A 21,494-nucleotide genomic window follows, 5' to 3' on the forward strand; every position below is an offset into this window, starting at 1 on the left:
TATCCTTAACTAGTTAAAAGTAAAGTTTAATCCAAAGTTAACTACTCTCTGAATAGGATACCCCAGACCATTACCAGCCATTTCCACATCCCACATCTTAAATTTACTGAAAAGAAGCAGATTGGTCCCACTGACATATAACCTGAAGTTGTTCATTCCTATTTTTCCAGTGATTTGTTTGGGTATTGTATAGCCAAACTCTAACTGTTTGAGACGCAGAAAAGAGGCATTGCGCATAAACCAGGTACTTGTTGCAACATTGTTTGAGATCAAAGTCGTGCTTAATCTTGGCCATAAGGCATATACATCTTGATCTTCTTCAGACCAATAGCTGTCGGCATATTTCTTAAGGATTTGGGCATCATTAATGAAGGGCGCTGTATTAGCTGCATCAATCCAGAACGATTGTCTACCTGCTCCTTGGAAAAATACAGAAAAATCGAATCCTTTATATCCCATTGAAATCCCGAATCCGTAAATAACTTCAGGTACCGTAGGAAAACCTATAGGAACTCTATCAGCTTCTGTTATTCTACCGTCGCGGTTTACATCCAGATATTTAATATCTCCTCCGCCATATTTAGATGTACCTATGTATTGTGGCGGCGAACTGGCAGCTTCTTCATCATCAACAAAGAGCCGCTCGGCAATATATCCGCTTACCTGATTTAATGATAGGCCTACCCTTGAACGCCAAGGCTCTTTGTATTCAGGTTCTTCGTAGACATCATATCGGCTGGTAGCATATGTAAAATTGGCGCGTGCCGATGTCCAAAAATCTTTATTCCAGTTTTTCTGATATTCCAAGGTCATATCCACACCTTTACCCGACGCCTCGCCCACATTTGCTCTCGGAGTCGCGGTCAAACCCATTGTGCTGGGAATGCTTGACCGGGTCATCAGGATATTGGATCTTTTTTCCGTAAAATACTCGGCAATAAGACTCAATTCGTTCCACATGCCCAGCTCAAGGGCAAAATTTTGTTTATACGATTTTTCCCAGGATATATACGGATTGGCATAACGGTTAATGGTAATTCCGTTATATCTCGTATTGTATTCCTGTCCAAAAGTAGCAGCCCTTCCGCCATCATTCATATTCACTTCCGAAAGATAAAAGAACCGGTCGTAGGCAGTGCCAATCTGGTCGTTACCGATTAAACCATAGGAATAACGCAGTTTTAGGTTGTTTACAACCGGTTTCATATTTTCCCAGAACTGTTCGTTGGAAATAAGCCATGCGGCACCTGCTGAAGGAAAAAATCCAAAACGATTGTTTTTATCAAAACGTTCGCTTCCGTTATATCCAAAGTTAAATTCGGCAAAATAACGGGAATCATATGAATAAGTTGCGCGCCCCGACAATCCTATATTCCTGGAAGGGAGCGATAGCTGCAACGAACCTTCGTTGGCATTCAAGGTCTCCCGAGCCTGAAATACCAATAAGTTGCTGATGCTGTGCTTACCGAAATCACGAACATAGTTCAGGCTACCTTCAGAATAAAACGATGAATTCTGTTTTCTGTCATCATTCAACTCATAATAAGCTAAATATTCGGTGCCAATATTTGTTTCGAACAATTTGTAATCCCCGTTCAGTCGATTGTAGGTGCTGATTTCATAATAAAACGGATTATACGACCTGTTTACACCAAATTGCGATAAACGGCTGACATTCAACATACCTCTGGCAGATAGCCCTTTGGTAATGAAATCTAAATCCTGTTTCAGTTCTAATTGGGCCAATATCTGCGAACGTGATTTTTCCTTGTAACCTCGCACCATTTCTGCATAGGGATTAATTTTACTGTTGTCGTAGTTCCCGAACAAAATGTGGTTTGCGTACTTAAATTCTTCATCAGCAGGGTAGTAGGCGGGAAAAAGTACGGGGTTGGAATGCGCCATCAAATTATACATGTCGGTACCTCCGCGAAGGGGGCCCTTGTATTCTTCGAAGTTGGCACTCAAGCGTACAATCAATTCTGTGGTTGGGGAGATGTCAATATTGACATTTGATCGTAAATCGAAATTATTGATTGCTATATTGTTGTTGAAATTATTGCGTTTGTCCACTTTCAGTATGCCGTTGTCACGATTAAATGATCCGGCAACATAGTAACGAGCAACTCCACCTCCACCGCTGACATTCAGGTTCATACGCTGGTTCATGGTGTAATCCTTGAACAACATTTCTTTCCAATCATTGGCTGGATAAATAAGAGGATACTTTCCAGCCTCTGTCATTTCGATCTTTTCTTGCGAATACAGGATAGTTCCTAAGGGATCCCGGGTAAGGATTGCTTCATTATGCATTTTCATATAAGTTACGGGATCCGCCATTTCTATAGTTTGCGTTGGAGCCGACATGGAGTTTTCGAAGCGGAATGAAATTTTTGCAGGACCTTCAACCCCCTGTTTGGTCGTTACCAGAACAACACCATTTGCCCCGCGGGCACCGTATAAAGCAGTTGCAGTAGCATCTTTCAGTATCGAAAAACTTTGAATGTCGTCAGGGCGAAGGCGAGCAAGATCGGTAGAGGTGAGCTCTACACCATCAATTAAAATCAATGGGTTGGTGTTTGTCCCAAAAGTTGTTATACCGCGGACAAAGAAATCGGCATTGTCCTGCCCGGGTTCCCCGCTTCGCTGGTAGGCGATTACACCAGCCATATTACCGGCCAATGTTGTGGTAAGATTACTCGAAGGTGTTTTTAAATCTTTTGTATTCACAGTCGTAATGGATCCGATCACACTTTCCTTTTTTTGTTTTCCGAAGGCCACGATGGTGACTTCTTCCAACTCGTCTGTTTTCTCTTTCAGGATAACATCAATGACTTTCCTGCTGCCAACGTCAAGGGTTTGGGTTTCCATACCGACAAAAGAAAAAACCAGCTTATTTGCAGGTTCGGCATCTATGGAATACGTTCCGTCCGTATCCGTGATCACTCCTCGGGTTGTTCCAACTATGGTGATTGTTACACCAGGTAGTGGCGACCCGGTTTCATCGGTAATTTTTCCTTTTATTCTGGACTGTGCCTGAAGGACTATTTCAGGCGATTCATCTTCGGTTGTTCGAAGAATAACTGCATTATGACTGATTTTGTACTTTAAATCAGTGCCTTTTAAACAGTGGTCTAAAGCCTCCTCCAAACTGACTCCATCCAGTTCGATGTTTGAAACGTAAATCCCTTCAACATCGGCCGGAGAATAAAAAAAGACAAGCTCCGTTTGCCTCTGGATTCGTTGGATGACATCGTCCAGACTTGAAGTTTTTACAGCTAACTTAATGTTAGTCGTCTGAGAATAGATGCTTGCTGAAACCTGAAGGAATCCGGCGAGCATCAAAAAAGTTATGATTTTCATAACCCTGAATAGTTTTAGCCTGCTTCCCCATAAAGGAAAGCCGTCAATTCGTTTTTTTTTCATAAATTCGTGTTCTCTTTTAATTTAAAATTTCTGTTATAAACAGGAATGGGAGGCAGGAATGCGGCAAACATTTCCTGCTTCTTTTTATCTTTTACTAAATAGTATATTTTTCCCTTTTATCGTTGCTTTAACTTTTCCTGTGCTCTCAATAATTTCGAGAATAGGCTCAATGCTTTCGTATTTATTTAAGCCTCCTCTAAATTTGATGTCCTTAATGTCTTGCTGTTCAAACCAATAATTGAAGTCATACCAACGCGAAAGAGTTTGCATGATCTCTCCCAGCGATTGTTGATCAAAAACATACACGCCTTCAATCCATTGGATATAATCTAAAGCATTAACCTGCCGGATCTGGACCTCATCGCCGGATGAAGCATTAAAAACAGCCTGGTCATCGGGAGACAAAATGTATTCCCTGGATTGATCGATCCCCGCCAAGAGGCGGACCTTTCCCTCCACAAGCGTCGTGACAATATTTCCCTGATCCTTGTACGCGTTCACATTAAAAGTAGTCCCCAACACTTCAATGCGTATCCCGTTTGCGTTAACAATGAAAGGTTTTCCCGGATCTTTTTTTACCATGAAGCAAGCTTCCCCTTCCAACAAGACTTCTCTTTCCCTTTTTGAGAAGCTAACAGGAAAGACAAGTTTGCTCATCGAATTAAGGTAGACCTTTGTGCTGTCAGAAAGAATTAAACTGTATTCACTGCCACGAGGAATAATCAGTGTATTATCCGGCACCTTCATATTAGTTTCATCGGTCGGTTGATGATAACACAGCAATTGATCATCTTTTACAATCCGGGTGCCGTCTTGTTCTTTAATGTTCAAAGAATCATTCTTCCTCAGATCGATGCTTTTTCCGCTTCCCAATACCAATACGGCATTTTTTGATCCGGGAACGATCTGTTCTTTGGCTACCTGAACCTGATTACGCTCTCTTTCATGCTGAGGGATATAAAGCAGGATCGCCAGTAAAACAGGAATAAAGATGACCGCAGCATATTGCCACCATCGTACAGATCGCTTTCGGTCAGGATCGATGTTTATCTTTTGCTTATACCTTAACCATGCTCCTTCGGTGTTGATTTGCCTGATCAGTTCATTGCGCCGATCAAAATTCCGGGAATCCTTTATCTGGTTATATAAAGTTCGGTTCCGTGCAGAAGAAAAGATCCAATCACCTAGCTTTTTTTCCTCTTCATTACTCAGTTCTTCACCACTCAGTTTCCTGGCAATATTTTCTGAGATAGCTAAAATCTCGTCTGTATTTTCGTTAAAAGCTTCCATTCTTGCCGTTTTTCACTTATTGAACAGTTTAAGTCAAAAACAGGGTGAATAGAAAACCAGTTAAATTACAATTGTAGATTAACGATTATCGATTGCTGATCGAAAAACTGACATAAAACACAAGTATCAAGATGCAAAAAGGGAATCGAGGACGGGAAACAGGAGACCGGAGTACTTCAGAAGGAAAAAAAGATAGGCTTGATTACTGAGCATATGCCTCAAATCGACGTAAGCATTCTTTTTCAGTGTTTTAATTGTGTTGATTGAAACGCCCAATATCTCAGCAATTTCCGTGTTGTTATGCCCCTGAAGGGCCAGCAGAATAATTTCCCTGGTTCGGTTTGGTAACTGCTGAATGGCGGCGTCCAGTAACCGATAGACTTCCTCTTCGATCAATAATTCATAGGATAACTCTTCAATTATTGGGTTATGGGCAAGAATATCCTCTCTTGTCTTTTTCTGTTTCAAATGGTTGATACATGCGTTCCGTACCGTAGTGTAAATAAACGCCCGGATCTTCCGGATACTGGTAAAATGATCTCTGATTTTCCAAAACTGAACAAAGGCATCCTGGGCAATATCTTCTGCAACATCAGATTGTTTGATAAATCTAATGGCATAAACGCAAACCGAAGGATAAAAGCCATCAAAAAAAAGTTTTAATGCCTTGGGGTCACCATTATTTAGCTTTTGGATCGAATCGAGCTCCGTCTCTCTGTTTTCTTCAAATGTATCTTTACTCAGCTCCATTTTCATACTGGTTTCTTTTCAAGAGTTAGGTTAAGAAATTCACACCGTTCCAAAGTTAAACTTATTCATCACGATTTGACCCTGAGCAAAAAAAAAATTAAAGGTATTGATCATTAAGCAACAACAGAGCCAAAGTCATTCTGACTATTGTCGGGTCATAGAATATTCCGGTTGAGCAAGGGAATAATCAAAGATAAGTTCTTCTGAATGGTTTCCTGGTCGGTTTCAGCCGTTGATTTATTCGCCGCAGGTGCAGCGTTGCAGGCAATCAACAATCTGGCTTAATACGTCGTGTTTCAGGTAATAAAACGTGTTTTTCCCTTCCCGGCGCGAGCATAATACGCCTTTGTCTTTTAAAATCCCCAGGTGGTGAGAGGTGGTCGATTGTTCAATCCCCAGTAATTCGTGAATTTCGGTTACCGTCAGTTTTCTTCCGCCTTCAAGGTGTTTTAAAATGGCTATACGCATGGGATGGGCAATTGCCTTCAACATGTTTGCAGCCATATCTAACTGGTCAATATCTAATTCCTGTATAGCCATCATTCTGAATCGTTTAAATGAAATGCAAATATATAACTATTTAATTTCTTCTAAAAGAAAAGTTTACAACTATCCTGTTGTTTAGATCAATTTTAATTTAGACAAGCCATTCGTTCTCTGCGTGTCAGCCGATTTCTGAGATTAGATCATTTATTGGTCGCCGGCTTAACCAATTAAGCTGCAAAACTAAGATAAATTACTATTTTTGAATAGTTGAAAATGACAAAATATGACCTCAAAGGATATCATTACGGCTCCGGTTAACATAGAACTAAAAAAATTCGAAGATTACTTCCGGTCAACGATTCAGAGCGATATCCCTTTGTTGTCGGTAATTATCAACTACATCCTGCGAAAAAAAGGCAAGCAAATGCGGCCGATGTTCGTTTTTCTTTCGGCAAAAATGCATGGCGGGTTCAACGAATCGACTTACATGGCGGCTTCCTCCATCGAACTGTTGCATACGGCCACCCTGGTTCACGACGATGTAGTGGACGAGTCGTACGAGCGTCGCGGCAGCTTTTCAATTAACGCCTTGTGGAAAAACAAACTGGCCGTGTTGGTGGGCGATTACATTCTGGCCAAAGGCCTGCTGCTCAACCTTGACAATAACAAATACAATTTTTTACAGCTGATCAGCAGGTCGGTGAAAGACATGAGCGAAGGCGAGATCCTGCAACTACGCAAAAGCCGCAAACTGGACATTGATTACGACACGTACTTTGAAATTATCCGCAAAAAGACGGCCTCGCTGATTGCTACCAGTATGGCCATTGGCGCTGCATCGGTTACCGACGACCAGGATGTGATTGAGCGGATGTTTGAGATTGGGATCGACGCCGGGATTGCGTTCCAGATTAAAGACGATATTTTTGATTACCAGGCAAAAGGAATACTCGGGAAACCAACCGGCAACGATATCAAAGAAAAGAAAATCACCCTTCCGCTATTGTACGTTCTTAGTAATTCGGGCGAAAAGGAAAAAAGACGCATTTTGCAGGAAGTGAAAAAGAAAAATAAGAATACCGCCAAAGTGCAGGAACTGGTCAGGCTGGTTGTTGAACGGGGCGGACTGGAATATGCCACCGAACAAATGAACTTTTACCGCGACCAGGCCGTTTCGAAGCTAAACGAATTTCCTCCGTCGGAAGCCCGCGACGCCATGGTTGAGTTGGTCAACTACATCACGACCCGAAAGAAATAAGCAACGCCGCGTGCCGATCGTCAAAAACAGGGATCAACCTGCGCTTGTTAATTTTTCGATCCCGATTCCCGGTTTGTCACTCAAAGTCACTTTCCCGCCGATAATCCGGATACCTTCGTACAGGTCGTTTGAAATGAGCAGGTTGCCATCCAGGTCGGCCCAATCTGCGGCAGGCGAGAGTTGAGCGGCCGCCGAAACTCCGCAGGAAGTCTCCGTCATGCACCCAATCATCACTTTCATGTTTAGCGAACGGGCCAGTGTCAGCATTTTGTGGGCTTCGCGCATGCCGGTGCATTTCATCAGTTTGATGTTGATGCCCGAATAAACTCCATGTGCTTTTTGAACATCATCCAGTCGTTGCAAGGCTTCATCGGCAATCGTGGGAAGCGGGCTGTGCTGCATAAGCCAGGCCATATCCTCAATGGCGGCTTTAGGCATGGGTTGTTCCACAAAAACCACCCCTTTCTCTTTTAGCCAGTGAATCATATCCAGCGCCATTTGCCGGTCGGTCCATCCCTGGTTCACATCGACACACAGGGGAACACCGGTTTCCTGCCGGATGGTTTCAATCATTTGCTGATCATTGTCGCGGCCGAGTTTCACCTTCAGAATTTTAAAAGCTGAAGCCTCCTTTACTTTTTGGCGAACCACCTCCGGCGTATCAATGCCAATCGTAAACGAAGTATCGGGCGTGTTTGCCGGATCGAACCCCCATATTTTATACCAGGGTTGTTTCATGATCTTGCCCAGCAAATCGTGCAAGGCGATATCGACCGATGCTTTTGCCGCACAATTCCCCGGCGCCAGGGCATCAACATAGTCCAGGATTTTATCCAATTGGAACGGATCGTTAAACTGGCCCAGGTTGAGCGATGACAGGAACTTCGCCGCTGTATCGTGGCTTTCGCCCAGGTATGGCGGCATGGAAGCCTCACCGTAACCAATGATCCCATCGTACTCAATTTCGGTCAGCATCACCGGCGTTGCCGACCGCGAACTGCCTGCCAGGGTGAAGGCGTGTTTTAGTTGCAATTCGTATGGTTTGAATCGCAGTTCCAACCCTTTTCCTGCCTTCCTTTTCTCTTCTTTTTTCATATTTCCAAAACTGGTTCGAATTCCTGCCCACCCGGCAAGTGCGGTCAGGCTTCCTGTCTTTATAAAGTTTCTTCGTGTTTGTTTCACGTTGTGTTTCATTTTGGTTTGATTGTTTTTTTCCTAATCGGAATACCAGGAGTGGTCTTTCACCTGTGTAATCCCATCGGTATTCAGTTGACTGAATACGCGGCCTGCCGACACCAGCCGGTTCCGGTTAAATTCCGAAAAATCGGGGTCTTGCGGGTTCAGGCTGTTGATCCGCACCATTCCGGAAGCATGAATGTACTTTCCGGTCCCGATATACAAAGCGACGTGCGAAACCCGTTCTTTACTTCTTCCAAAAAACAACAGGTCGCCCGGTTCAAACGAGTTTATATCATCGACATTTAATATTTCGCCAAAACGGGCTTGTTGCGAGGCATCGCGGGCGAGGATGACCCCTTGCGAAAACCAGGCTGTTTTGATTAATCCCGAGCAGTCAACCGCTTTTGATGACGTGCCGCCCCACAGGTACGGACTGCCTTTCAGCGTGGCTGCTGTTGCGATGATTTGCTCTGCCTGCGGAACAACATTTTTCCATTCAGAAAACGACAAACAATCGCTTTCATTAACAAAACCTTTCCGGCCGTCGGGAAGCAGCGCCTGCAAAAAATGTTTTTCCGCCGATATCACAACAAACAAGTCGCCCAAAACAAGATCGGAAACCACTTCGCTTGTTTCGTTTGCTTTTTCGAAAAGCAAACCATCTTTTCTGAGATAAATATACCGGTTGCTGTGTTTCCACGCGGTCCACTCGCTTTCGGTCAGGGTGCTCAGCGTGCTGTTTTCGCACCAGCCAATGTATTTGTCGGGCGACTGCACGAGGTACCAGCCTTTTCTTTGCTGAAGGATGCGGACAGGCGTGCCCATTAATAATTGCGAAGCCATTTCTGCCGCGTGATTCGGCTCAGTACGCATGTTGCCGGCAGATAAGGCTACAAGTGCCCAGGTTTTTTCGCCCACGGAAACATCGGGCAAAACAACTACCGAATCAACAATTTCAACGTTAAAAGAAGCCAAACTGTCTTTTAGCGCCTGAATAGCTAGCGGCAAGCTTGTTTTCCCTTGAAGTACCAGCTTTCCGGAGCTTGCCGAAAGATCAATATCGAAAATGGCGACCCGAGGATCGGGAGCAAACTGTTGGTTTATTTTTACGACGATTTCGTTGGCTTGCGAATCCAGTCGGTTGTATGAACAACTTATCCAAAAAAGAGAAACAAAAAGTAAAAGAATGGGCAGGCGGAATAAGTTTTTCATGATCGGTTTTCTTTCTGCGAAATTATAAAAAGCTCAATACTGAAGGCATACCACTTTGCCGTCGAGCACCGATACCAGCACTTTGCGGTTTTCGACCGGAAGGATGTAATTGACCAGCGCGTTCGAAACTTTGTATTTCCAACTCACCGAGTGAGTGGTTTTGTCAATGGCGTAAACCATTCCGGAGCTTGTCGGTACAAACACCAGGTTGCCGGCTTCGGTGATAGGCGAGGGGGCTATTTCGTAGCCGAGGTCTGCTTTGCATTCCCAAGCCAGTTTTTGTTCATTGGCGTTTGTACAAAAAGCATCCACATTGCCTTCATTCATGTTTTTGATATAAACCAGTTCCCCGTCGGCCGAGATACCGATCGACTCGCGGCAGGTGTACTGGCCGGAGTCCCAAATTTCTGCGCCGGTTTTCGCATCAAACGCGGTCATATGGCGGTCGGGGGCAACAATGAAAATTTTACCGTTTGCTGCAACCGGCCACGCCGCGGCCGGCGATAACATCCGGTTGGAATATTTTTCGCGTGTCCAGGCTAACTGGCCGGTGTTTTTATTCAAGGCGTAAAAAGTGTTTCCCCACGAGCCGAAATAAACCAATTCGCCGTAAACCAACGGACGGGTTTCCACAAAGTTTTTCACTTCTGCAAACTCCCAGTTCAATTTTCCCGATGGCAGGTCGATTGAGCGGAAGATCCCTTCGGACGATCCGATATAAACCGAATTTTTTTCGATGACGGGTGAAGCAACAATCGCCTTTCCGGTTGGGAAAGCCCAATGAAGCTTCCCGTCTTTCAGGTTGAGACAATAAATTGATTGATCGGTTGAGGCGCAGACGACGCGGTTTTTGGCAATGGCCGGCGTGGAGTAGATTTTTCCTGAAGTTTGAAAGCTCCACATTTTTCCCCCGCTTGTTTGATCGAGAGCAACAACTTCGCCTTTGGTGTTGGCATAAACGGCGATATGGCCCGAACTGCTGATGGCAGTTCCAATATCGCTGCTGTCCTGAATTTCCCAAACGGTTTTTACGTTGGGGAACTGTTTGTTCACTGTGTAATCGGGGCGGGGCCAGCGGGTGGTGTCGCGGGCAAAGTGGTGGTTTTTAAGCGGGACTTCACACCAGTTCGGCCGGGTTTTTCCACCGGGGGCCCGTTCGGCGTAAAACAGCGTGTCGCGGGCAATGGTTACCAGGTTGTAGCCGCCGGTATCGGCCTTTGCCCGCAGGTTAGAGCGGCCCATGATTCCGGGAATACCTTCAAAATGGAACAACTTATTCTGGTGTCCGTGTCCCAATAAAGTGGCCTGAATGTTTCCCGTCTTCAACAAGTCAATGATTGTGTGCCAGTTCGAGAGTGATTCGTCAAGCGGATAGTGGTTGACAAAAATAACCGGTTGGTCCGGGTCGGACAAGTTGGTCAATACCGAGTCGAGAAAAACAATCTGTTCGCGGGGAACCAGTCCTGGGGCCATGCGCATGTTCGGACCGCTTGCCGTCCCGATAAACCGATAGCCATTCTTTTCAAATGAAAATTCTTCGTAGCCAAAAATCCGCACGAAGCTGTTGTTGCCGCTTTCGGACCATTTGGAGTCGTGGTTTCCGGGAACAATGTACCACGGTTTGTTCAGTTGGTCGATCAGCTCCCGGGCTTCCCGCAACTCCTCGTCGGAACCAAATTCAGTGATGTCGCCCGAAAGAACCACAAAATCGATTTCTTCCTGCGCGTTGATATCGTTGATGGTGAGTTCCAGGTCTTCCACCGAAGTGCTGCTTCCGATATGGATGTCGGTCACGTGGGCAAAACGGATGGGTTGGGATTGCGCGCTGCAAATAAACAGGAAGATGAATAAAATGAATCCGGTGTGTTTCATGACTTATTGTTCTGTGCCTGCTGTTTCATCGTACAGCAGGTATTTCTTTCTCATCTCTTTATAATTCTGAAGGTCATCGTTCCAGCTTTCCCTGATTTGTTCTTCGGTGTGTCCGGCTATAATCTGTTTTCGTAAAGTATCTGAACCCGCAAGGTTTTCAAAAAAACTGGTAAAATAAGCTTCTTTGTCAGGGCATTTCTGATAAAATTCGATCAAATATTTCAACTGGATTTGCCGGATATCCTGAAGTTCTTCCAACGAGCTATCTGACAGATCGTAACCGTAACAGGTATCGTTTTCAAACTTAGGATGAAAGGCCAGCACCGGGATCGATACCGGAACATAGGCATGATCGCGGGGTGTGAACCAGGGGGCACCAAATTGCTGAAAAGGCTTAAAGGTTCCCCGGCCCTCGTTTACCTCGGCCCCTTCAAAGAAACAGACCATCGGGTAAAGGTAAACAGACTTCATGTCCGGCAAATTTGGTGACGGGACAACCGGTAATTGGTACCTGGTGGCGTGGGTGTAGTTTTTAACAGGTATAACCTCCAGGTCACACTTCACCGAATCTTTCAGCCAGCTTTCTCCGTTGATCATCATCGCGAATTCGCCCAAAGTCAGGCCGTGCACCACCGGCACCTGATGCAGTCCGATGAAATTGGTGAATTCAGGTTTCATCACCGGCCCGTCTACATAATATCCCAAGGGATTGGGGCGGTCAAGAATAATCACCTGAATTCCGTTTTCTGCGCAAGCTTCCATTACATTGCTCATGGTCGATACAACCGTAAAAAACCGGACGCCGATATCCTGTATGTCGAATAGCATCACATCAATCCCCCGCAGCATTTCAGGGGCTGGTTTACGTGTTCTCCCGTAAATGGAGAAAACAGGGATACCGGTTACGGAATCGATTGAGCTTTCGATATATTCTCCGCGCTCAACGGTTCCCTTGTAACCATGTTCGGGTGCATAAATAGCGGTAATGTTTACTTTTTTTGACAAAAGAAAGTCAACCAGATGAACCGAATCGACGACCGAAGTCTGATTCACCACCAAGCCTACCCGTTTATCGTTCAGCAGGGGGAGATAGATGTCGGTACGGGCGGCACCGGAAATAACCTCACCGGAGGTATCGGTTATTTTCTCAGAAACACAATTGGGCAATAGGATCAGTATCAGAAAAAGACCCAAAATCCAAAATAAAGATTTCATTTGTATAAATTTTAAAAAGAGGCTGCAACATGCCTGCAGCAGCCTCTTTACTATATACGAAATACGGGAAGAACGTTCTGTTTAATTCCAGCCGGGAGTCTGAGTTAGTGTGTAACCTTTGTCCAGGTACTCGCTGATCTGCGTATTTCCTACCGGGGCAAGGTAAACCCGGTCGGTAAAGGCGTCTCTGTTGGAAACATTTTCAGGGATGTAGTACCCGACCATATCGGCAGCATTGGTACCATTGTAGGTGACAATGGTTCCGTCGGCCTTTTTGACCTTGAGCTTATTTACTTTTGCTTCGACTAACCATTCCGTGAACTCGGCTTGAAAATCAATCCACAAGCCAAGCAGGTTATCGGTTTTTATTGCGCCATCCATATAATTAATCTTTTTCCATCTTTTAATATCCATTAAACGGGTGTGTTCATAGACAAACTCCATGCGGCGTTCCCTGCGTATTTCCCATAAAAGCACTGGAACATCAGGATCGCGGGCGGGATCGTCAGGCATGTTTGCGAGCATTAAAGGAGTTGTTTTCGCAATTCCTTTTGCAATTGCAGTTGCATCCAGCGGGCGGTTGCGAATTGCATTGACGGAGGCATCAAGATCGGCTTGCGTGACGGCAGTTCCACCCATCGTTGCCAATTCTGCTTTTGCTTCAACCCAGTTTAAAACCACTTCGGCCAAACGGATTACCGGCGCATCGTTGGTATTTGTGTTTGAACCATAGATGGACGGGTAAGTTTTTCCGTAGTAAGTCACTCCAACCCGGTCAATAAATTTACAGGCATAAAGTAAAGTCGATGCTTCTTTCTTGGGTGCATCCCAAAAGGTGGCCTCAAAACGAGGATCCCGTGTGGCAACTACATTCGTGATATCCAGTTTGTCTGCATTCGGAATCTCCGATAGTTGATATGGTTTTCCGTCGTTGCAAATAAATGCTTTTGCCAGACTTAAATTTGGAGCCGGATTCTGACTTTCAGTTATGTTCGAATACGAAGCAACATGGTGTGTTACCCCTAATGCTGCATCGTAATGGCGGTACAGGATTACCTCTTTGTTTCCGGCCAAATCCTGCGAGCCGAATAAGGAACGGAAATCACTTGTGAATGAATATTTGCCCGAAGCTATCACGAAATCTGCAGCGCTTACAGCCAGTTCCAGGTATTTTTGTGCTTTTTCGGCATTATTCAGATGATATTTTTGCCAGGTACCTTCGAATAACATAAAACGGGATATAAAAGCAGCTGCAATATACTTGTTCAGATACTGGACATTCCCATCTGATTCCCGGATATTGGCGAGAACATATACAAAATCATCGTATACTTTATCCATAACCATGTTTCTGTTGTCTCTGTCTTTATATAGCTGATCAAGTTCATATTCCTCATGAGTCCGGTCATAATAAGGTACGTCGCCGAACACACTCACCAAACGGCTGTATTCGTATCCCCGGAAGAAACGGGCCACTGCGCTCCAATGCTGATATTCTCCGGTGGTGAGGTAAACATCTTTCATCGCCTCAATCCGTTCAAGGAATAAATTTGATTTTCGCACCCAAACAAAATTCCAGGTAGGCCCCGCATAGGTTGTCAGCCATGCTGCTGTTTCTGAAGTTGACGCCCTGGAAGCAGGCGCCTGGGTTTCAAATCCGGTTTGTTTTCCGGAAGAGGTTACGTCGTCAGAGAAATAGTAACCGCGAAGAGGTGCATAATCAACTCCCCAGATTGCATTGTAACCTACGAAATAATTGGAATAAAATCCATTTGCAAACAAGCGGAGATTATTTTCATTTGTCCAGTAGGTGTCATCGCTCATTTGTGTCAACGACGGCCTGTCGAGAAAGTCGTCGCATCCGCCAAGAACAAGCGCAACGGTAAATAGTAGGATTGACAAATATCTTTTCATGATTTTTTTAGTTTAAAAATTTAACTGAATACCAACTGAAGCGCTCTTGAAAGTCGGAACACCAACACCCGTTCGGCTCAAGTTATAGTTCGTGTCGTTCCACATCGAATAACCGGCTATTTCTTCGGGATCAACAGGAAGGTCACGAAGGTGGTCGAATGTAAAGAAGTTCTCCAGAGCCGCGTAAATACGGAATCTGTCAACATAAATCTTCTTTGAAACTTCATCAGGCAAGGTATACCCCACCGTGATGTTTTTAATCCTCAGATAGGCCATGTTGAGCAAATACCTGGATTGCACCTGCATGTTTAAAGTTGTGCTACTTCCGGCCATATTGTAAGGAGCCGGATAGAATGCATCGGTTCGGTCTTCTTTCCAGAAGTTACCGGCGATTGCCTGGGGCATGGCGCCATCGGCCGAGTTATAACCCGGGATTGCCAGGAAGCCGTCACCCCAAACCTCGCGTTTCCCTACACCTTGTATGAAAACAGAAGCATCGAAGCCTTTATAATCGGCTCCTGCACGTAAGCCATATTCGTAACGCGGAGTCGAATTCCCAATAACCTTTAAGTCTCCGTAATCGGGTTCTCCGTCAGCATTCTTTACCAACCTGTTCCCCGGATTGATGACACCGTCACCGTTTAAATCTTTAAACTTAACATCGCCAGGTCCAAACCGGAAGTTTCCTGATTGCAGCCGGCCCTGAGTAGCCGCATCTGAATCGGATAATTTATTTACAGTATAGCCGTCTGCAGAAGTTACCGTGATTAATTTCCCATCGGTACCATATTCAAAATCATCTTTTTGGTACAAGCGGTCAGTTTCATAACCCCAGATCTCACCATAGGTTTTGCCTACATACCACGAGTCAATACTATTTGTGGAGCCATATGCCGTAATCCGGGTTCTGGTATCGGCAAAAGTTGCCACGAAATTAATTCCTAAGCCGCTTTGAAAACGATGGTTATAGTCAAGCTGAATTTCGACACCCTTTGTCCTCAATGATCCATAGTTACTTTGAGGAGCTACTGCGCCATAAGTGACAGGAATACCCTCTTGCGGAACAATCATATTTTCGGTGTCACGTTTAAACCAGTCGAATGTTATCCCAAATTCATTGTCAAAAAACCGGGTATCGAAGCCCAGGTTAAGCGTGGTAATATCCTGCCAGGTAACGGATGGTGAAACTGCGCTCGGGGTACCAAACTGATAAAGTTTCGCATTGGAGATGATCCAGTTGTTATAGGAACCACTCATCATGGAGACATACAGATTATTGGGAACGGTTTGGTCGCCGATTGTGCCCCACGACCCCCGGAATTTTAATGCGCTCAGTGCTGGTTTGGCCCATTCCATCCATGGTTCTTCGTTCATGCGCCAACCGGCCGAGAAAGAAGGGAACCAACGCCATTGGAGGTCCGATGGGAACTTTGAAGTGCCGTCGTACCTTAGATTAGCTTCCAGCAAATATTTTTCTTTGTAATTATAATTGATGCGTCCAAAGAAACCTAACTGAGATTCCCAATACTCACCACCGCTTGCTGTTTGAGTTCCTGTGGCCAAATCAAACTGAGGATTCCCGTAATCAATTAGTTGAGTAATCTGAGACCAATTGTAAGCACTTTCATAGCCAACCCTGTTTATACCCATCATCAAATTTATCTGATGTATGTCGTTGATATTCAGATCGTATGTGGTATTAATGGTTAGCGTATTTCGTTGGCTGTTTCCGGCATAACGATATACATGGTCCGGGTTAGCTCCAACTGCGGTATACGTTTCCATATTTAACTGATAAGCAGGCATAGCTCCTGCGGTTGTTGAAGAGACAACGTCACCTGAGTCATTAACATAGATCCGGTTACCGTTTTCATCATTCTTTGGAATAGCAGCTGTCCATGTATTTCGGGAGGTAAAACGTGTTCCCGGTCTTTTATTGATATATTCCTGATTCGCATGGGTATAGTCAAAATTAATATTCCAATCCTTTAGCGGCGTGATGGTAAACCCTCCGTTAAGACTCGTGTAATTGGTTTCCTGAAATGCAGTATTCGCCTGTTCCATCTCAGATACGGGGCTTCGGAGCGGATCGCCGTCTTCTGTTGTCATGGGATAGGTTGGTCCCCAGCGATACAGGTATAACCAGGGGTCGGCAGTTGTTGAATTGGTCGCATACGGATATCTTTTTGATCGTTTGGAATACATCGTTCCGGCATGAACTTTCAGCAGGCTGTTGACTTCTGTTACCAAACGGATTGCTCCGTTATAACGCTTGAAATCATCATGTTTGGCCGGTTTGATGATGCCTGACTGATCCAAATACCCAAAACTAACGTTGTAGTCGGTCTTTCCGTTCTTTCCGTTCACCGACAAGTTATGCGTTTGGGTAGGAGTCCACTCTTTGATCATATAATCATAGGGGTCATAAGTCCTTAAACCGATTTTACGGTTGTTGGCATCTACATACCAGTCGCGGCCATACAACATCGGATCATTGGGTTTTACAACATCTCCCCATTTCTCCTGCCATGTTTTAGCTTTTTCGTAACCTTCACGGGTAACATGCCAAAACGCACCTGCCGATGTGCCGCCTACACGTTCAAAAGCGTGAAGCGTGTATTCCAGAGCATCGAGCCGTCCCATCTCCATTTTCTTGGAAATATTCTGAAACGATAAATTTCCGGAATACGAAACGTTGATACTTTCGGTTTTAGCTCCTTTCTTTGTCGTTATCAATACGACTCCAAAGGCTGCCTTTGCTCCGTAGATAGAGGCAGAAGCTGCATCTTTTAATATGGAGATGGACTCGATGTCATCCGGATTTACCATTTGTATCGAAGGAATTTCTACGTTGTCCAACAAAATTAACGGAGATGATCCTCCCCTCAGTGATGCTAACTGCCCCCGAATCTTCATAATCGGGTCCGATCCGATTTCTCCGCTTGGTATAACAACATTAAGCCCGGCCGTTGTTCCCTGGAGTCCGCGGCCAACGTCTGCAATAGGTCTGGCCTCCAGAACTTTTGTGTCGACCGACGCAACCGCCCCGGTCAGGTTGGCTTTCTTTTGCGTTCCGTAGCCAACCACTACAATCTCGTCGACCTGCGAAACAACCGACTCGAGCGCAACATGGATCATGGAAAGGTTACCTACCACAGCATCCTGAGTTTGCATCCCGATAAAACTAAATTGTAAGGTAGCGCCAACATTAACAGAGAGATTAAACTCGCCATCGAGATTGGTGACTGTTCCATTGGAAGTCCCTTTTTCGATGACTGTCACCCCCGGGAGCGGTTCGTTTGTCGACTTTTCCGTAACCAACCCGGAAATAGTCCGCCTTTGTGCCATGACCGGTGGAATGATCAGGCACCATAGTAAAATAAGTAATAAGCCTTTTTTCATAGTAGAGAGATTTTGAAAAGTGAAAAGTTTAATCAAAATAAATATCCGTAAGAATGGAATTGCACATATGACTGACATATGTCATACATCTATTTCATTTTAACTACATTCCAAAATACAAACCCTTGTTAAAGAGTTTATCTCATAATAAAGACAGCATCTAAGTTATGAAATAATTTTAATTAGTAAGATGTATTACATGTTATTTTTTTGATATTTCTCAACATCTTCTTTACAAGCGGGTTCCTACATAGTAAAGCGAAAAGAACAAAGGTTAGCTTCAGAAATAAGGATTATTATAATTGCCTCATTGTCTTGATTGTAAAAACAAGAAAATAAAAATAGAACAAAACTTAAAAAAGAAGTATGACATTCTTTTGTTTTTAACGGTTGATTGAGATTGGATGACCTATTGTGCTGAACATTCTGTTTTTACTCAGGTCATTGGATGAAGATCATTTCAGGCGCCGTTACCATTCGTCTGCATTTATTTCGTCATACAGCGCCTGAAGGATATTGGTCCGTACATTCAGTTCGCCCAGCTTATTGTTATCGCGGGTGGGATAAACCCGGTTACTGAGAAAAATATAACTGAGTTGATGGACCGGATCAATCCAGACAAAGGTTCCGGTAAAACCGGAGTGTCCAAAACTTTCGGGGCCGGCCCCGGGACAGGGGTAACTTTTTTTTGGGTCAACTTTGGCATTGTCCAGCAGGGGTTTGTCGAATACAAGCCCCCGCCGGTTATTGTTTCCGGGAAACTGTACCCGAGTAAATTCTTTCATCGTGGCCTCGCTCAGATAAGATTCTCCTCCGTAAGTTCCCGTTTGAAGATAGAGTTGCATCAGTTTGGCGAGATCATTGGCCGAAGCAAAGAGACCCGCGTTTCCTGAGATTCCTCCCAGTACGGCAGCCGATTCATCATGAACGGTACCCTGTACTAATTGAAAACGATAATACCGGTCGTCTTCGGTCGGAACGATCCGGTCGCGGGAAAAACGCTCCAGCGGATTGTACGTTAAAGCGTCGGCTCCAAGCGGGCGATAGAAATGGTTTTCCACAAAACTGTTAAAATCAACTCCTGTAATATATTCCACAATCTGCGGTGTAATGACCAGCGGTAAGTCGCTGTACACGTAACGACCACGGTTTTTTAAAGGAGTTTTCCTGATCTCACGGTTGACAATCTTTGGGAAGCGGTTGTTGAGATACATGCCCGGCGCCACACACAGAGTATGTTTTTCATCAGCCTGAAGGCTATACCACCTCGCAGATAGCCCGCCATCTTTCAGGGTTTTCTTCCAGAAGCCAATAAATGGAACCAGCCCCGACTGATGGGCATACAATTCGCGAACCGTGATATCATTCTTATCAGACGGATGAAAGAACCGCTTTTTCCAATCAGGGAAATAGTTAGCTACCGGCTGATCCAGTTCGATCTTTCCCTCGTCGTATAACTTCAATATGGCGGGTAAGCCCCCGCTGATCTTTGTCACCGAGGCCAGATCGTACAGATCGTCTGTCCGGACCGGAACCCGTTGTTCGAATGTATGATATCCGTATGCCTTCTGAAAGATAACTTTTCCGTCTTTGGCAACAAATACCTGGCATCCGGGGAATGCTTTTTGGTGCAGGGCGTCTTCCACAATGGAATCAATGCGTGCAGTAAGACGGAACGAGTTTATGCCCGCTTCTTCCGGGATGGTATATTTCAAACGGACAGGCTGGGCAATGGCATAACCGTCGCCCATCGCATAATAGCTGCCCAGGCTGACCGGTAGTTTTCCGGAAGTACCGATTCCACCGAAAACCAGTTGGGCTGCCAGTTCCTGAACCAGGGAATCATTCTGGAAAGCCATGACCAGGCCGGCAGGTTTCCCGAAATTCTGAACTTCGGCCAGGGCATACGGACTCGAAAATAAGACTTCAATGGCCGTTTTCTCATGGGCCAGATAGGCAAGCAAGGCTTCCGTGGCATCAGTCATTCCGTAAGGACGTTCCGGCTTTAACCGCTGTAAGTTTCCCACCTGCATGGATTTGCGTCCTTTGCTTTCGTATAAATGAAAACCGGCAATCACCAGGTTATAATCATTCAGTTGTTCCTTCAGCCTGTTCAGTTCATCATCCGAAAAATTTTCATGAAGATTAAAAGGAGTCGTCGGGGCATAATTGGCCAGCATCCGCTGAAAGGGAGTCAGCGACTCGCTACCCACCGACAGACAAGCAATTTTTAAGGTGTCCAGTTTTTTTAACGGAATGATTTCGTCCTGATTTTCCAGTAAGGTCAACGAAGCTTCAATCAGGCGGCGCTTGGCCAGTTCAACCGGCGGCGCGTTAAGATCTTCGGTCAGACGGGGCAATTCTACGGGTTTCAGCTGATGCAGTCCGGCCCAATATTTGGCAGCCAGTACCCGCCGGCATTTCCGGTTGATCTCGTCCCAGGTAATATTGTTATTTTCCAACGCTTTTTTAATTGCAGCGATCGACAGTTCCGGGTCTTTCGGAAATTCCACGACATCATTTCCGGCCTTCAGCGCCAGCGCTTCAATTTCGCCGGCTTTGCCAAACGAGAGCGCTCCGGCCATGTTCATGGCATCGGTAATCACCAATCCCCGGTATTGCCATTCGTCGCGGATAATTCCCTGAATAATTTTAGGCGATAAGCTGGCAGGTATCCCATCTTGCGGGTCCAGGGCCGGTACATTCAGGTGGGCAGTCATCAGGCCGGCGATCCCTTGCCTTGCCAACCGGCGAAAAGGATACAGTTCGGTGGAGTCGAGCCGTTCGCGCGACCACGGAACCCGGGGTAAAGTCAGGTGCGAATCGGTTCGGGTGTCGCCGTGTCCCGGAAAATGTTTGGCTACAGCCATGATCCCGTTCTCTTGCAGTCCCTGCATATATGCAAGGGCATAAGCAGTTACCTGCTGAGGCGATTCGCCGAACGACCGCATGCCGATGATCGGGTTCAGCGGCTCGGTATTGATATCAGCTACCGGGCCAAGGCTTACCTGAACACCTAAACGTTTCATCTGTCGGGCCATTTCGGCAGTTGCCTGCCTGATCAGCTCCGGATCGGACGAAGCTCCCATCATCATTTGATACGGAAAAGAAATGACTCCGGGAAGACGCATCCCGACTCCCCATTCGGCATCCATCGCGATAAACAAAGGGGTCCGGGCGGCCGATTGGTAAAGGTTAGTCAGCCGGGCCTGTTTTTCAGGATCGCCTGAGAAAAAAATAACTCCCCCCAGGTTATATTTTTTGATTTGTTCTGCCAGTTTGAACTGAGCGTCGACATCGTGGTTTGCAGCAGCGTAAACCCAGATCAACTGGGCAATCCGCTGGTCAGGCGTCAGCGAATGATAGACCGAATCGACCCAGGGATGGTCCAGGAGTTTTTCGGGGTCAAACTGAGCCCGGCTAATACTCGCCGAGGCAGTCAAAATCAATAGGATAGAAAAGAGTTTTGTCATAAAAAGAAGTCGTAAGT

Annotated in this window: 12 protein-coding genes; 1 reads left to right on the forward strand and 11 read right to left on the reverse strand. The window is 45.4% G+C overall.

The genetic code is table 11. The features are described from left to right. Positions 1-9 precede the first annotated feature (9 nt). The 4 genes from ACOIT5_RS06205 to ACOIT5_RS06220 form a co-directional block, all read right to left on the reverse strand. Positions 10-3,363, reverse strand: a complete 3,354-nt coding sequence (locus tag ACOIT5_RS06205; RefSeq protein ID WP_423129604.1) for a TonB-dependent receptor — start codon at positions 3,361-3,363, stop codon at positions 10-12. A gap of 147 nt (positions 3,364-3,510) precedes the next feature. Then, positions 3,511-4,716 carry a FecR family protein gene (locus ACOIT5_RS06210; protein WP_423129605.1) on the reverse strand — a complete coding sequence of 402 codons (1,206 nt, stop codon included), beginning with the start codon at positions 4,714-4,716 and terminating at the stop codon, positions 3,511-3,513. Positions 4,717-4,842: 126 nt separating this feature from the next. After that, on the reverse strand, positions 4,843-5,472 hold the full coding sequence (locus ACOIT5_RS06215) for an RNA polymerase sigma factor (protein WP_423129606.1): 630 nt from the start codon (positions 5,470-5,472) through the stop codon (positions 4,843-4,845). Between the two features lie 231 nt (positions 5,473-5,703). Then, the gene (locus ACOIT5_RS06220) at positions 5,704-6,009 is read right to left on the reverse strand and encodes an ArsR/SmtB family transcription factor (protein ID WP_423129607.1); all 306 of its coding nucleotides are present in this window, start codon (positions 6,007-6,009) and stop codon (positions 5,704-5,706) included. A 226-nt stretch (positions 6,010-6,235) separates the two neighbouring features. On the opposite strand from ACOIT5_RS06220, the gene ACOIT5_RS06225 reads away from it, so the two are divergent. Next, a complete protein-coding gene (locus ACOIT5_RS06225) occupies positions 6,236-7,210 on the forward strand; it encodes a polyprenyl synthetase family protein (protein ID WP_423129608.1) in 975 nt (324 codons plus the stop codon). A 33-nt stretch (positions 7,211-7,243) separates the two neighbouring features. Here ACOIT5_RS06225 and ACOIT5_RS06230 read toward each other — a convergent pair whose 3' ends face one another. The 7 genes from ACOIT5_RS06230 to ACOIT5_RS06260 form a co-directional block, all read right to left on the reverse strand. Beyond that, positions 7,244-8,392, reverse strand: coding sequence for a dipeptide epimerase (locus ACOIT5_RS06230; protein ID WP_423129609.1), 1,149 nt, complete (start codon positions 8,390-8,392; stop codon positions 7,244-7,246). A gap of 33 nt (positions 8,393-8,425) precedes the next feature. After that, complete coding sequence (locus ACOIT5_RS06235) at positions 8,426-9,601, reverse strand: NlpC/P60 family protein (protein WP_423129610.1); 1,176 nt, start codon at positions 9,599-9,601, stop codon at positions 8,426-8,428. 33 nt (positions 9,602-9,634) lie between these two features. After that, positions 9,635-11,473 (reverse strand): PQQ-binding-like beta-propeller repeat protein, encoded by a 1,839-nt coding sequence (locus ACOIT5_RS06240; protein ID WP_423129611.1) that lies wholly within the window; start codon positions 11,471-11,473, stop codon positions 9,635-9,637. Positions 11,474-11,476: 3 nt separating this feature from the next. Then, positions 11,477-12,688, reverse strand: coding sequence for an exo-beta-N-acetylmuramidase NamZ family protein (locus ACOIT5_RS06245; RefSeq protein WP_423129612.1), 1,212 nt, complete (start codon positions 12,686-12,688; stop codon positions 11,477-11,479). An 81-nt stretch (positions 12,689-12,769) separates the two neighbouring features. After that, a complete protein-coding gene (locus tag ACOIT5_RS06250; RefSeq protein ID WP_423129613.1) occupies positions 12,770-14,602 on the reverse strand; it encodes a RagB/SusD family nutrient uptake outer membrane protein in 1,833 nt (610 codons plus the stop codon). A 12-nt stretch (positions 14,603-14,614) separates the two neighbouring features. Beyond that, on the reverse strand, positions 14,615-18,004 hold the full coding sequence (locus ACOIT5_RS06255; RefSeq protein WP_423129614.1) for a SusC/RagA family TonB-linked outer membrane protein: 3,390 nt from the start codon (positions 18,002-18,004) through the stop codon (positions 14,615-14,617). Positions 18,005-18,474: 470 nt separating this feature from the next. Next, a complete protein-coding gene (locus ACOIT5_RS06260) occupies positions 18,475-21,477 on the reverse strand; it encodes a glycoside hydrolase family 3 N-terminal domain-containing protein (protein ID WP_423129615.1) in 3,003 nt (1,000 codons plus the stop codon). Positions 21,478-21,494 lie beyond the last annotated feature (17 nt).

It is taken from the genome of Gaoshiqia hydrogeniformans (assembly GCF_049347105.1).
GTDB lineage: Bacteria > Bacteroidota > Bacteroidia > Bacteroidales > Prolixibacteraceae > Gaoshiqia > Gaoshiqia hydrogeniformans.

What these genes read in the sequence shown, in the direction of transcription:
- ACOIT5_RS06215 (WP_423129606.1), bottom strand. Translation starts at nt 5,472, where the DNA reads ATGAAAATGGAGCTGAGTAAAGATACATTTGAAGAAAACAGAGAGACG.
- ACOIT5_RS06235 (WP_423129610.1), bottom strand. Translation starts at nt 9,601, where the DNA reads ATGAAAAACTTATTCCGCCTGCCCATTCTTTTACTTTTTGTTTCTCTT.
- ACOIT5_RS06260 (WP_423129615.1), bottom strand. Translation starts at nt 21,477, where the DNA reads ATGACAAAACTCTTTTCTATCCTATTGATTTTGACTGCCTCGGCGAGT.
- ACOIT5_RS06205 (WP_423129604.1), bottom strand. Translation starts at nt 3,363, where the DNA reads ATGAAAATCATAACTTTTTTGATGCTCGCCGGATTCCTTCAGGTTTCA.
- ACOIT5_RS06255 (WP_423129614.1), bottom strand. Translation starts at nt 18,004, where the DNA reads ATGAAAAAAGGCTTATTACTTATTTTACTATGGTGCCTGATCATTCCA.
- ACOIT5_RS06250 (WP_423129613.1), bottom strand. Translation starts at nt 14,602, where the DNA reads ATGAAAAGATATTTGTCAATCCTACTATTTACCGTTGCGCTTGTTCTT.
- ACOIT5_RS06240 (WP_423129611.1), bottom strand. Translation starts at nt 11,473, where the DNA reads ATGAAACACACCGGATTCATTTTATTCATCTTCCTGTTTATTTGCAGC.
- ACOIT5_RS06225 (WP_423129608.1), top strand. Translation starts at nt 6,236, where the DNA reads ATGACCTCAAAGGATATCATTACGGCTCCGGTTAACATAGAACTAAAA.
- ACOIT5_RS06210 (WP_423129605.1), bottom strand. Translation starts at nt 4,716, where the DNA reads ATGGAAGCTTTTAACGAAAATACAGACGAGATTTTAGCTATCTCAGAA.
- ACOIT5_RS06245 (WP_423129612.1), bottom strand. Translation starts at nt 12,688, where the DNA reads ATGAAATCTTTATTTTGGATTTTGGGTCTTTTTCTGATACTGATCCTA.
- ACOIT5_RS06220 (WP_423129607.1), bottom strand. Translation starts at nt 6,009, where the DNA reads ATGATGGCTATACAGGAATTAGATATTGACCAGTTAGATATGGCTGCA.